Origin of the sequence: Caloramator sp. Dgby_cultured_2, assembly GCF_028872215.1 — a bacterium.
GTDB classification, from domain to species: Bacteria; Bacillota; Clostridia; order Clostridiales; family Caloramatoraceae; genus Caloramator; species Caloramator australicus.
On sequence record NZ_CP118396.1, the window covers coordinates 2,483,002 to 2,495,498 of the forward strand.

Consider the following 12,497-nt stretch of genomic DNA (forward strand, 5'->3'; position numbering starts at 1 on the left):
TTAAAGGATTATTTGTTAGAATTAAATGATGAAAATGCATCAAGGGAAGTAATAAAAATAATAAATAGGGTAATAAATGAAAAATTACTGCTTAGCGATGATGCAACGAGGATGCTTATTGAGTTCTTTGAAAAACATTATGATTTTAAAGATATAAACGAAGTAAAGGATATTGTTAAATGGATAAAGTTAATTAAAAGAATAAGAAAAATAAACACTAGCCCAGATGTTACTTCTTTACTTGATCTTGGTATATTTTTAGAGGAAGGCAAAGATGCGAGGACAAAAATAAATGATTTGATAAAAAGTTTTGGTAGGATAAACTTTCTTACAGGAGATAAATATAAGAACTTTCTTTTATGGACATTACCTAATATTTTAAGATTAATAGAGGATGTGGAAGACCATAAGTCCATAATTTACTTTTATAACCCAGAGGATGAATTGGAGTTTTATAAGTTTTATACAAATAATATTTTTAAATTCTACGAGGAAAACAAAGAGGCTGGCTATCATGTATTGCTTACTTTTTTAGTTTATTTTTACTTTTATATTGAACCTAAATACAGGCTTTATGGTGAGGAAAATAAGGTTGAAGAATTTAATGATTTTCTAATTCTAATGTTTTCAGAATACAAGAATATTTCAATTGAAAAATTTAATCTTGATATAATAAACGAATTTGAAAGCAGTGGACTTAGTGTGCCTATAATGTGGAAGAATATTTATGAAAAACTATTAAAGAGGTAGGGTGGTTTTGTGGAAGATTTAAAATTTGCAATAGACATAGGGACAAGAACTGTTATAGGAGTTGCTTATTATGTTGAAGATGGGAAAAGGATAATAAAAGATATAGAAATAGAAGAACACAAAAAAGGTCCATGTTTGATGGACAAGTCCACGATATTGCAGCAGTTTCTGAAGTTGTTTTAAAAGTTAAAAATAAATTAGAAGAAAGGTTGAACATAAAGATTGAAAGGGTTTCGATTGCAGCAGCAGGTAGAACCCTTAAAACATGTAAGTATAAATTGGATAAATACTTTGAAACTAATACCTTCATTGATAAGCATATTATAGGCCAAATTGAGATGGAGGCCCTTCAGGGTGCCTATAATATGATGGAGAAGGATAATTCTGATGAAGAATTCTATTGCGTAGGCTATACCGTCGTGAACTATTATCTAAATGATTATATTATTATGTCTTTAGAGGGTCATAAAGCCAATAAAATTTCTGTTGAAGTCCTTGCAAGTTTTCTACCAAGGTCAGTTGTCGATGGATTATACGAAGTTATAAATAGATGTAATATGACGGTTGAGAACCTAACATTAGAACCCATTGCCGCAATGAACGCAATAATACCTAAGGATCTGAGGCTTTTAAATCTAGCCCTTGTGGATATTGGAGCTGGAACATCCGATATTGCAATTACAAAGGATGGAACCGTAGTTGGATTTGGTATGGTTCCCTTTGCAGGGGATGAGATTACGGAGGCTATATGCCATTATTTGGTGGTAGATTTTAATACGGCTGAAAAAATTAAGATGGAAATGGGGACAAGGAAAAAGGAGATAAAATATATAGATGTTTTGGGAAATAAAAAGATAATAAAGAAGGAAGAGCTGCAGGAAGCAATAAGAGATGCTCTAAAAAGGATGGGAATGTTGATTTGTGAAAAAATAATTGACTTAAATGGGAAATCCCCTAATGCTGTCTTTTAGTAGGAGGAGGCAGTAAAATAGGCGGTATATCAGAATGTATATCCCAACAATTAAATCTTCCAAAGGAAAGGGTAGTAGTTAAAGGCCTTGAAGCTGTTAAGGGAATTATTAACATGAGCACAAAAAGCTTGGCCCTGAGGGAATAACTCCGATAGGTATTGCTTTAACTTCAACTAATGTAAATACTTTTATTGAAGTTAAAGTTAATGGCAAAGAGGTGAAACTTTATGGTGGAAGAAAAATGAAGATTTCGGATTGTTTAGCTCAGGTAGGATTAAGTTCTTTAAAATTGTTTGGAAGAAGCGGAAAAAGTTTAAGCTTTAAGTTAAATGGGGAGCAAAAGAAAATATATGGGGAAAATCCAACTCAAGGATTAATATTGTTGAATGGTGAACTATCCAACATAATGGCAGAGGTTAAAGATGGGGATGAAATTATCGTAAAAGAAGCAGTAGATGGGAAGGATGCGAAGGCTTTTATAAAAGAATTTATAAAGGATGGTCAAGTTGCCTATGTAAATTCAAAATTGGTTGATTTAAATTATGAAATAAAAGATGGAGATGAGGTAACAATAATAGATAAAGAAAACTTTATTAAAGTTAAAGTAAACAGTAAAGAAATAAAGTTAGAAAATAAAGAGGATGGTTATATATTTATAGATGTTTTTAATTACATAGATTTTGATATAAAAAGTGTAAAGAATGTTAAACTTCTTCTTAATGGAAGGCAGGCATCCTATACGGATAAAATATATGATGGGGATGAAATAGAAATACAATTTACTTAAAACTTGACCAAATAATGGAACAAAATTTAAAAAATGCTGTCTAATTTAGTGAAGAAGGAATAAAGAGGTGAAAAAATGAGGCTCCCCATAAGATTAAGAAACTTTTTAACAATAATGATTATAATTTTGCTTTTTCCTATAGTAGTTTTTGCCAATGCAACATATAAAGATATTAAAGTAAAGCTGGCAGCTCAAAATAGTCCCTCATTGCCATCAGTAGGTAGCTATGAAAATTTTATTAAACTATTAGAGAAATCTGAAAAAATAAAACCCTTCTATAAGCTAACCTTCACGACGGATGAAAGGGCATTAAAAACAGCTGCTGCTGACTATTCTAACACAAATGTTCAAGTTGAAGGCGTGGATGAATCGGATATTATAAAAACAGATGGTGAATACATTTATCAAGTCAACAATGAAAGATTGTTGATAGTTAAAGCTTATCCCGCTGAGGAAATGCAAGTCGTAAGTCAAATTAAGTATGACCTTGGTGCATTTTATCCTAACGATTTATATGTCTATAAAAACAATTTGGTAGTGATTGGTAGAAAATATGTTAATATAAGAAAAGAAGGAAGCCCAGTAGAAGGCGGAAAAATAATTAAAAACGTAATTAGGCCAATAGTTATTACAAAACCAGTTACAAAAGTTTTAGTTTATGATATAAGCAACAAAAAGAATATTAAGATTAAAAGAACTATAGAGGTTGATGGTGATTATCTAACATCTAGGATGATTAATTCTAAGTTTTATATGATAACAAATAAATATCTTTATGATTACAGGGCTAATCAAGATATAAAACCTATGTATAAGGATAGCGTATATAGAGCAGGTAGAGAAAATGAAATAGACTTTAAGGACATAAAATATTTCCCTGGATATGTTGAACCTAATTATATTTTGCTTTCTTCATTTGATATATTAAAGGATGATAAGGCAGACATTCAGACATATTTAGGTTCAGGTCAAAATGTCTATGCTTCATTAAACAATATTTATGTTGCAGTAAGCGAATATAGTTATCAAAATAACAACACTATAATTTACAAGTTTAATATTAAGGATGGAGTAAGGTATACAAATAGTGCAAAGATTCAAGGCATGCTTTTAAATCAATTTTCCATGGATGAATACGATGGTTATTTCAGAGTAGCTACCACTAGTTTTTCAAACGTTATAGGTGGGGATACATCTAATAATTTATATATCCTTGATGAGAATATGAATCTTGTCGGAAAGCTTGAAGGCTTAGCTGAAGGTGAAAATATTAAATCAGCAAGGTTTTTAAAGGACAAGGTATATTTGGTAACCTATAAAAATATTGACCCATTATTTGTAATTGATGCGTCTAATCCAAAAGAACCTAAAGTATTAGGATACCTTAAAATACCTGGATTCAGCACCTATCTACATCCCTATGATGAAAATCATATAATAGGCTTTGGAGTAAACACAAAGGATGTAGAGATTACGGGATATGATGGCAAGCCTTTTACTACAACTATAGAAAGTGGATTAAAATTATCTTTATTTGATATTACGGATTTTGAAAATCCGAAGGAACAGGATACAATTATAATAGGAGGAAGGGAAGCTATTCAGAGCTTTTATATAATCATAAGGCACTACTTTTCTCAAAGGAAAAGGACATTTTTGCCTTCCCAGTTACTATATTTGAAACTGCAAATTTAGATAAACCTTTTGATTATGGAAAGTTTAGTTTTCAAGGAGTATATATATTTGGTGTAGATGTAGAAAAAGGATTAAATCTGAAGGGCAAAATTACACATATAACAAAATTTGGTGATGATAAATATATTGGATTTGATTATAATGAGGCAATTCACAGAATGATATATATAAACGACGTAATATATACCATTTCAGATAAGTATATAAAGGCAAGCGACATTAACACCTTCGAAGAAATTAATAAAATTGAATTAAAATAAGGCACTTTTAAGGTGCCTTATTTTGTTGACTTAATCCTGCAATATTGATATAAATAAATTTAGGTGATGATAATGATTTTAATCCAGTGTGCACTATATTCCGAGGCTAAGCCTTTAATTGAAAAGTTCAGGCTTTCTAAAAATATGAAGGAAAATTATTTTGAAGTTTTTGAGGGGATAATATAAAACTTATTGTATCCGGATACGGTAAAATAAATGCAGCAGCATCTGCAGTTTATTTTATAACAAAAACAATTTAGAATGTGAAGCCTTTGTTAACATAGGAATTGCTGGAAGTTTAAAAAGAAAAATAAGGGAGGCAGTTTTAATAAACAAGATTGAGGATAATGATACAGGAAGAAGCTTTTACCCTGATATATTAATAAAACACTCCTTTGATGAAGGAACTCTCGAGACTTTTTCTAAGATAGTTATAAAAGATATGGTGGAGGACTTATGCGATATGGAGGGTAGTGCTTTTTCGAAGCCTTAAGTAAGTTCCTACCTCCCCATAAGCTTCAAGTTATTAAAATTGTTTCTGACAATCTTGATGGAAAAAGACTAAATCATGACTTTGTGTATGATGTTATTAAGGACAATATAGAAAAGATTGAGGATTTTATTGTAAAGCTTTATAATGCAAATAAAAGGGAAGAATTTTTGGATGACAAGGATGAGACAATTTTACAAGGGATTTCACAGAATTTGAATCTAACGGAATTTCAAAAAACGAACTTATAAAGCAATATATTTCCTTTAAAATTAGGGAGAGGACATTAATATTTTAGAACCTTTTTACAAATTAAAGTAAAAACAAAAACGAAGGGAAGAAATATTATAATGAAATCATCAGAACTTTATCTAAATAGTTTTTCCCATATATATGTTGAAAGGGATGTTTTTGAACATGAAAAAACTACTGATATTTTAAGAAAAGTTGTAAATGGGCAGGTTATAGTTATAGATAATTATAAAGATGTATTTAACAGGCCCAAGCAGGATTTTTAGTTCAAAAGAAGAGTCAAAAGTTAATTTTAGCTAAAAAAGAGATGAATTCTTATACAAGGGTTCTGAACTTTGTGAAAACTTTGGATATAAATATTTCTTTTATACATCAAATATTTTAAATTGCATTTATGATTGTGAGTATTGCTATTTAAGGGGACTATATAACTCATCGAATATTGTCATTTTTGTTAATATTGAAGATTTTTTTAGGGCAATCGATGAAGAAACTAAGGATAAAAAAATTTATGTAGCACTTTCCTATGATTCTGACATTTTAGCCTTTGAAGGTTTAACAGGTTTTTGTAATGATTATATTGATTATGCCAAAAAGAATAAAAATGTCCTGTTTGAGATAAGAACTAAAAGTTCAAACTTTAATTTAATTTCACAAATTGATATTCCTCAAAATATTATTTTGGCTTGGACACTTTTGCCTGATGATGTAATTAAGTTTTATGAAAATAAAACGCCATCTTTAGATCTAAGGCTTAAGGATATAAAAGCTGCTCAATCAAAGGGGTTAAGGGTTAGACTTTCTATTGAACCTATTATAAAGGTTAGGAACTTTGAGAAGATTTATAAAGATTTTATTGAAAAAGTCTTTAAGGAACTTGATAAAAATCTCATTAGGGATATTAATGTTGGTGCCTTTAGAATGAGTAAAGAACATATAAAAAGAATAAGGAAATTAAATCCTTATTCTAAAATATTTTCCTATAAATTTGTTAACAAAGAAGGATATGTAAGTTACGATGATGAAGAAAATTTAAGGGAATTTATAATATCTGAATTAAAGAAATATATAGAAGAAGAAAAAATTTATTGAATAAATTCGAAGGTATATGCCTTTTTGACAGGTCTTTTTACAATCCAAGTGGATTTAAGCCCTTTTGGGAAAGTCACTAGGGTGTTTTCATCGATATGAACTTCTTCATAGTCTGTTTTAACGATAACTTCTCCTTCAAATATGTAGCAGGTTTCAGTTTCATCATATTCCCAATCAAATGTTGAAACATCGCAGCTCCATCTTCCCCATGTGTCAATCCCAAGTTTTTGCTTCTTCAAGACTCATTTTTCTTTTTATTATTTTTATCATATATAACACCTCCCTAAGTAAATTTATAATGCAAATAAAATAATTTTTCAATAGAAATAAAAAGGCTGCCTTTGGGCAGCATTAAGCCATTTTTATAGCTCTATGTGGACATACTTGCACACATTTTCCACAACCAACACATTTGTTTGGGTCTACCTTTGGTGTTGATGCACCAAAAAGCCTTTTACCTCTTGTGTTATTGCTCCAACTGGACAAACCCTTTTTGCAGGACAGAATGGTGATCTATCGCATATATTAGGATCAACGTAAGCTTTTTTCATAAAACACACCTCCTACAAAATTATACCCCTGGGGGAATGCAAAAGTATTATATAATATATTTAAAGAAAATGCAATATAAAAAAGGTGGTAATTATGAAAAGAATTATTATATCATTAATTATTTTTTGTTTTTAGGATTTGAAGATATTAAAGAAATCAATATAAATGCCATTGGCGATTGCACTCTTGGTAATTATTATGGTCAGGACTATAAGTATAGTTTTGATTATATATTTGATACAAAGAAGGATTACTCTTATTTTTTAAAAATGTTAGAGGATTATTTAAAAAGGATGACTTGACAATTGCCAACCTTGAAGGACCCCTTACAAATTCAAAGGATTTAAAGATAAAGAATGCTTCGATTAGCTACAATTTTAAAGGCAAAAAGGAATACGCAAAAATATTAAAGGAAGGGTATGTTGATGTTGTTAATCTTTCCAATAATCATATCTATGACTATGGGAAAAAGGGATACGAGGATACATTGGCTGCTCTAAAGTCAAATGGCTTAGATTGGTATGGCAATGGAAGAATTTTAATCAAAAATGTAAAGGGAATAAAAATAGGAATATTAGGTTATAAATTGTTTGGTTTAGAAAAATTAAACGTTAAAAGTTATAAAGCTTATTTATTAAAGGAAGTTCAAAAAGTAAGAAAAAACTGCGATTATTTGATAGTTACCTTTCATTGGGGCGAAGAAAATGAATATTTTCCTAATAAAATTCAAAGGGAGATAGCCCATTTTTTAATCGATAATGGTGTTGATTTAATATTAGGACATCATCCCCATGTTCTTCAAGGAATTGAAAATTATAAAGGCAAATACATTGCTTATAGCTTAGGAAATTTTTGCTATGGAGGAAATAGAAAGCCAAGGGATTTTGATACTGTCATTTTAAATATAAAAATAAAATTTAGTTCCCAAAATAAAACTTTGGGAACTGAGATAAATATTATTCCTTGCTCTATATCGTCAACAAAAAATATAAATGATTATTGTCCAAAGATATTGAACGGGCAAGAAAAAAATAGGGTTTTAAATAAGATAAAAAGTTTGTCTAAAGATTTAGGAGAATATTAATTTCCTTAGAAACCTTTTAAATTACTACCTATTACCATTTTTGCAAAGTATTTTTATGCTGTCAAATAAAAATTATAGGGAATAATAAAATTAAAGCCATTTATTAAGGCTTAGGAGGGATAATATGTTAAAGATTGTTAAAGTTTTAAGGGATAATGAAGGCAAAATTATATCTTATGAGCTAAACAGTGGAGAGATAGTAAGTCAAAGCGAAGCTGCCCAAATGGTTAAAGAAGGAAAAATAAAAGGTGCTATTTTAGGCGTTGATGAATATGGACATCCAGCAATACATTCAGTTTTAGGCTCAAACAGGTTTGACGATGTAGAAAATTTACCTGAAGTATAAATTAAAAGAGGGGAAATCCCCTCTTTCTTATTTTTCTTCACTGAAGGTAAGTTTTAAAGCTATCTTTTTCCCATTTCTATATATTACTGCATCAACTGTATCCCCAGCTTTATATCTAGATTTTACAGCATCTACATCCTTAAGGCTTTTAATTTCTTGCCCTGCAAGCTTTATTAAAATATCGCCTGCTTGTATTCCTGCCTTATATGCACCCGTATTAGGAGTTACGCCTATAATATAGACACCCTGCGGAATATTATACATTTTTGCAATAGTTTCAGTAATTTCTCTTCCGGATATTCCTATAAATGGTCTTCCTTTTACGTATCCAAACATAACAAGCTGATCTATTATTGGTTTTGCGTCGTTAATAGGTATTGCAAAGCCTAAGCCTTCAAGGCCTGTTGAGGATATTTTTACAGTATTAATTCCAATTACTTGTCCCTTTGAGTTTACTAGCGCACCACCACTATTTCCAGGATTTATTGCGGCATCGGTTTGAATCAAGTTTAATGTTCTATCATCTATTTGGACTTTTCTGTTTACAGCGCTTATAATACCTGCTGTTACTGAACCTGCAAAATCAAGACCTAAGGGATTTCCTATTGCAACTGCAAGCTCTCCAACTTCAATGCTACTTGAATCCCCAAGTTCAGCAACAGGAAGATCACTAAGGTCTACCTTTATTACTGCAAGATCAGTTTTCCTATCTCCACCTATAAACTTACCTTTAGCCTGTCTTCCATCTGGTAAAAACACCTCTAATGTAGTATACTTACTATAAGAATTTTTAGGGTCTGCGTATTCTACAACGTGGTAGTTTGTCATTATATATCCATTCTTATCAAAAATTATTCCTGAACCTTCGGATTTATTCTGTGACATTACTTGATTTATTCTATTTGGAATTGTTATGGACATTCTAATTGCCACAATAGATGGGGAAACCTTTTTACTATTTGAGGAATAGTAAGGCCTGTATTGGTATTTGTTATGTTTTGGGATGTTGTAAGGGTATAATTTGTGCTAATAGGTTGATAGGGTGTATAATTTTTATTAGTTTTATTGTAAAATCCAAAATAAAATATAGAACCCATAATACTTGTTGTTAATAAAGAAGAAATTAATGCAGTAGTAAATATAATCTTAAAATTTTTCCTCATGCTCCCACCTCCAAGCCTTATATTAAAATTATAAATTGAAGAAAAGGTGGAAAAAGTATTAATTTTTGTTAATGATTTGATTTTTATGCTTCTATAATATTATTATATTTTACAAAAAATATTTACAAGGAGGATAACTATGGAATTTAATGTTAAAACTAACAAAAGGGAGGAATTTATAAACATTACTTCCTATATAAAAGGAGCAGTTAAAGAATCTGGAGTTAAAAATGGAATAGCAATAATTTTTGTTCCCCATACTACAGCAGGGGTTACTATAAATGAAAATACAGATCCAGATGTTACAATCGATATGATAAATGGCCTTAATGAAATCGTTCCAAACCTTAAAAAATTTAGGCATATTGAGGGAAACTCTGATGCCCATATAAAAGCATCACTTATTGGTTCTTCAGTAACTGTTATAATAGAAAACGGAAACCTAAAGCTTGGCACATGGCAGGGGATATATTTTTGCGAATTTGATGGACCGCGACTTAGAAAATTTTATTTGAAAATAATAAATGAATAAAAACTACATAATTTCTCCACATATGCTTGCTACAATACCATCAAGAGGTGAAATTTATGATTTTGATATTCTTAATATTGATTGGTGTTGTAGCATTTATTCTAATAGATGAAAGGAAGTGATTAAATGTTTGGAGGATTTTGTAGAGGATTATTTGGATATGGACTTGGTGGAAGTTATCCATTTTTCATGTTTTTTATGATGATGGCCTTAGTGCTTGTTTTAATAATAGGCATTTATTTCATATTAAAAAGACCTGAATTTAAGCCTAATAAAGACGATGTGTTAGAGATACTAAATAAAAAACTTGCAAATGGTGAAATCTCAGAGGAAGAATACTTTAGGAAAAAGAAATAATTTATAAAAAATAGCGGCGCTATGCCGCATTTTTATGGCTTTCCAAGCCATTAGTTTGAACATCAGCCGCCGCCAAATTGATTTGGAATTACAACATCAGAAGGATTTACTGATGAAACGTCATCTACAACTTTTATCACTCCATTTAACATCCCCATCCAGCAGCTAAATACAATATCCCCTTCTTCTTGTGGGGTAAATTCAATTATGTTTTCACCCTTTGTAAGCTCCCTTTCAATTCCTAAAGAGGGTATAACTATTGCATTGTTGCAGGATGTTAATTCTTTTCCGTTGATTATAAATTTTACAGGGATCCCCTTTTGAACTATGAAAACATTAGGATTATATCCGCTATATGTGGCATCCATTCTTATTACCTGGACATCATTTTCGAACTGTGAGACTGAAGCTTTAGTGTTTGGCGCAGTATATTTTAATGGGTTTATATTAATTCCAGCAAGGGCAAAACTTCTTGATAGCATTATAAATCCTAAAACCATCACAAAAATACCGCTGTATTTAAACATTTTCTGGGAGGAGTTTTTGTTAATTAAGGAGGATATAATGCCTAAAGTTAACATAATAGGAATGGTTCCTAAGGAGAAAACAAACATTGACAGTGCACCCTTTATAAAACTTCCTGTTGAAAGGGCATAAAGCTGCATAGCTTGAAGGGGACCGCAGGGCATAAATCCATTTAATAAACCAACAATAAATGGGGTTTTGCCACCTTTGATTCCTTTAATGTGGACAGGCGATAATATCCCTCTTAAAAATTTTATCCCGAAAAAATTTAACCCCATAATTATCATGAAGATGCCAGCTAAAGCCATTATAAACGCCTTTGCATAAGGACTTAGACTAAAAATAGAACCAACAGCTCCTATTATCCCACCCAGTATTGTATATGAAATAACTCGGCCTGAATTGTATAAAATTGCAGGAAGAAACTTTGAAAACCTATTATTTCCATGAAAACTAAATGTTTGGCTTAGCATTATTCCTCCGCACATTCCTACGCAATGGAGGGATGTAAATATTCCAATAATGAATAGGATTAAATATGTTACCTCCCCTTCAAGGGCGGAGGTTATATTAAACATATTGGAAAGCCTGTATAAAAGAACCATGATTAAGATTAATACAACAAGTTCTAAAATTTTTTCTACGTTATCGACTTCAACGCTGTAACCAGCCTTTTTGATAGCAATTTTAACCTTTTCAAGATTACATAGTGAGTCATCAAACTCGACAGTAACATCTCCCATTTTATAGCTTGCCTTAACAAAAGTGATTCCATCAAGTTTTCTTATTTCATTTTCTATCTTCCTTTCACATGAGGAACACGTCATATCGTTGACTTTGATTCTATGGATTCTTATCCCATCTTACCACCTCCAAAAACATATTAATAAATTTTTGTGTGTTTTTATGAAGAATCTTCAACAAAAGTTCATAAAATTAGGTTAATATAAATTTAGGAGGTGGGCACATGAACAAGGTGCTTATAATTGAAGACGAATATAAAATAGTCGATGTTTTAGAGGCTTATTTAAAAAAGGAAGGATATATTGTATTTACAGAAGCTTCAGGACTTAAAGGGTTACAGGCTTACTTAGAAAAACAGCCTGATATAATAATACTTGACCTTATGCTCCCTGATCTTACAGGGGAGGAGGTTTGCAAAAGGATAAGAAAAGAATCAAAAGTTCCTATATTAATGCTTACAGCAAAGTCTATGGAAGAGGACATTTTAAAGGGATTTGATATTGGAGCAGATGATTATGTAACAAAACCCTTTAGCCCCAAGGAAGTTGTTGCAAGGGTAAAGGCACTTATTAAAGGTCAAAGGATGAGGTTTTACCCTTAATAATTTATGAAGGTTTGGAAATAGACTGTGAAGGACGCAGAGTTAAATTAAATGGGGAGGAAATAGATTTGACACCAACAGAATTTAAGATACTAATTACTATGGCAAAAATGCAAAAAAGGTTTTTACAAGGGAGGAGCTTATAAACAACGTGTTTGGAATGGATTATGACGGATACGATAGATCAATAGATACCCATATAAAGAATTTAAGGCACAAGTTAAAGGAGGACCCTAAATACCCCAAATATATAAAAACGATAAGAGGATTAGGTTACAAATTTGGTGGTGAATAGA

General features: G+C 30.9%; 18 protein-coding genes and 2 pseudogenes. 14 read left to right on the plus strand and 6 right to left on the minus strand.

Annotation, left to right across the window (positions count from 1 at the left end; all coding sequences use genetic code 11):
* The first annotated feature begins 12 nt into the window (after nucleotides 1-12).
* The 8 genes and pseudogenes from PWK10_RS17380 (at nucleotide 13) to PWK10_RS19110 (ending at nucleotide 6,297) form a co-directional block, all read left to right on the plus strand.
* On the plus strand, nucleotides 13-750 hold the full coding sequence (locus PWK10_RS17380) for a hypothetical protein (RefSeq protein WP_274766897.1): 738 nt from the start codon (nucleotides 13-15) through the stop codon (nucleotides 748-750).
* Between the two features lie 9 nt (nucleotides 751-759).
* Entirely contained in the window at nucleotides 760-933 is a 174-nt protein-coding gene (locus PWK10_RS17385; protein ID WP_274766898.1) for a hypothetical protein, read from the plus strand.
* Entirely contained in the window at nucleotides 882-1,721 is an 840-nt protein-coding gene (locus PWK10_RS17390) for a cell division FtsA domain-containing protein (protein WP_274766899.1), read from the plus strand. The genes PWK10_RS17385 and PWK10_RS17390 overlap by 52 nt, the downstream gene beginning before the upstream one ends.
* Before the next feature lie 241 nt (nucleotides 1,722-1,962).
* Nucleotides 1,963-2,508 carry a TGS domain-containing protein gene (locus PWK10_RS17395; protein ID WP_274766900.1) on the plus strand — a complete coding sequence of 182 codons (546 nt, stop codon included), beginning with the start codon at nucleotides 1,963-1,965 and terminating at the stop codon, nucleotides 2,506-2,508.
* A 114-nt stretch (nucleotides 2,509-2,622) separates the two neighbouring features.
* Nucleotides 2,623-4,463 (plus strand): annotated as a pseudogene (locus PWK10_RS17400) (beta-propeller domain-containing protein).
* A gap of 576 nt (nucleotides 4,464-5,039) precedes the next feature.
* A complete protein-coding gene (locus PWK10_RS17405; RefSeq protein WP_274766902.1) occupies nucleotides 5,040-5,204 on the plus strand; it encodes a hypothetical protein in 165 nt (54 codons plus the stop codon).
* Between the two features lie 99 nt (nucleotides 5,205-5,303).
* Nucleotides 5,304-5,471, plus strand: a complete 168-nt coding sequence (locus PWK10_RS17410) for a hypothetical protein (protein ID WP_274766903.1) — start codon at nucleotides 5,304-5,306, stop codon at nucleotides 5,469-5,471.
* A 175-nt stretch (nucleotides 5,472-5,646) separates the two neighbouring features.
* A complete protein-coding gene (locus tag PWK10_RS19110) occupies nucleotides 5,647-6,297 on the plus strand; it encodes a spore photoproduct lyase family protein (RefSeq protein ID WP_342455829.1) in 651 nt (216 codons plus the stop codon).
* Here the strand turns inward: PWK10_RS19110 and PWK10_RS17420 are convergent.
* From PWK10_RS17420 to PWK10_RS17430, 3 genes are all read right to left on the minus strand, one after another.
* Nucleotides 6,291-6,536, minus strand: a complete 246-nt coding sequence (locus PWK10_RS17420; RefSeq protein ID WP_274766905.1) for a cupin domain-containing protein — start codon at nucleotides 6,534-6,536, stop codon at nucleotides 6,291-6,293. The two genes, PWK10_RS19110 and PWK10_RS17420, sit on opposite strands and share 7 nt — an antisense overlap.
* Before the next feature lie 112 nt (nucleotides 6,537-6,648).
* Nucleotides 6,649-6,783 carry a 4Fe-4S binding protein gene (locus PWK10_RS17425; protein ID WP_274766906.1) on the minus strand — a complete coding sequence of 45 codons (135 nt, stop codon included), beginning with the start codon at nucleotides 6,781-6,783 and terminating at the stop codon, nucleotides 6,649-6,651.
* Complete coding sequence (locus PWK10_RS17430) at nucleotides 6,720-6,848, minus strand: hypothetical protein (protein ID WP_274768386.1); 129 nt, start codon at nucleotides 6,846-6,848, stop codon at nucleotides 6,720-6,722. Before PWK10_RS17430 ends, PWK10_RS17425 begins: the two co-directional genes overlap by 64 nt.
* A 36-nt stretch (nucleotides 6,849-6,884) precedes the next feature.
* On the opposite strand from PWK10_RS17430, the gene PWK10_RS17435 reads away from it, so the two are divergent.
* From PWK10_RS17435 to PWK10_RS17445, 3 genes are all read left to right on the plus strand, one after another.
* Nucleotides 6,885-7,151 (plus strand): hypothetical protein, encoded by a 267-nt coding sequence (locus PWK10_RS17435; protein WP_274766907.1) that lies wholly within the window; start codon nucleotides 6,885-6,887, stop codon nucleotides 7,149-7,151.
* The gene (locus PWK10_RS17440; RefSeq protein ID WP_274766908.1) at nucleotides 7,148-7,933 is read left to right on the plus strand and encodes a CapA family protein; all 786 of its coding nucleotides are present in this window, start codon (nucleotides 7,148-7,150) and stop codon (nucleotides 7,931-7,933) included. Before PWK10_RS17435 ends, PWK10_RS17440 begins: the two co-directional genes overlap by 4 nt.
* A 124-nt stretch (nucleotides 7,934-8,057) precedes the next feature.
* Nucleotides 8,058-8,279, plus strand: a complete 222-nt coding sequence (locus tag PWK10_RS17445; RefSeq protein ID WP_008908297.1) for a DUF3892 domain-containing protein — start codon at nucleotides 8,058-8,060, stop codon at nucleotides 8,277-8,279.
* Between the two features lie 27 nt (nucleotides 8,280-8,306).
* On the opposite strand, the gene PWK10_RS17450 is transcribed toward PWK10_RS17445, so the two are convergent.
* Both PWK10_RS17450 and PWK10_RS17455 read right to left on the minus strand, forming a co-directional pair.
* Nucleotides 8,307-9,212 carry a S1C family serine protease gene (locus tag PWK10_RS17450; RefSeq protein WP_274766909.1) on the minus strand — a complete coding sequence of 302 codons (906 nt, stop codon included), beginning with the start codon at nucleotides 9,210-9,212 and terminating at the stop codon, nucleotides 8,307-8,309.
* Entirely contained in the window at nucleotides 9,191-9,442 is a 252-nt protein-coding gene (locus PWK10_RS17455; RefSeq protein WP_274766910.1) for a hypothetical protein, read from the minus strand. The genes PWK10_RS17450 and PWK10_RS17455 overlap by 22 nt, the downstream gene beginning before the upstream one ends.
* A 139-nt stretch (nucleotides 9,443-9,581) precedes the next feature.
* On the opposite strand from PWK10_RS17455, the gene PWK10_RS17460 reads away from it, so the two are divergent.
* Together PWK10_RS17460 and PWK10_RS17465 are read left to right on the plus strand one after the other, a co-directional pair.
* The gene (locus PWK10_RS17460; protein WP_008908299.1) at nucleotides 9,582-9,974 is read left to right on the plus strand and encodes a secondary thiamine-phosphate synthase enzyme YjbQ; all 393 of its coding nucleotides are present in this window, start codon (nucleotides 9,582-9,584) and stop codon (nucleotides 9,972-9,974) included.
* A gap of 126 nt (nucleotides 9,975-10,100) precedes the next feature.
* On the plus strand, nucleotides 10,101-10,331 hold the full coding sequence (locus PWK10_RS17465; RefSeq protein WP_274766911.1) for an SHOCT domain-containing protein: 231 nt from the start codon (nucleotides 10,101-10,103) through the stop codon (nucleotides 10,329-10,331).
* A gap of 62 nt (nucleotides 10,332-10,393) precedes the next feature.
* On the opposite strand, the gene PWK10_RS17470 is transcribed toward PWK10_RS17465, so the two are convergent.
* The gene (locus PWK10_RS17470; RefSeq protein ID WP_342455830.1) at nucleotides 10,394-11,713 is read right to left on the minus strand and encodes an urease accessory protein UreH domain-containing protein; all 1,320 of its coding nucleotides are present in this window, start codon (nucleotides 11,711-11,713) and stop codon (nucleotides 10,394-10,396) included.
* A 110-nt stretch (nucleotides 11,714-11,823) separates the two neighbouring features.
* Here PWK10_RS17470 and PWK10_RS17475 point away from each other — a divergent pair.
* A pseudogene (locus PWK10_RS17475) lies at nucleotides 11,824-12,496 on the plus strand (response regulator transcription factor).
* The last annotated feature ends 1 nt before the right edge of the window (nucleotide 12,497 follow it).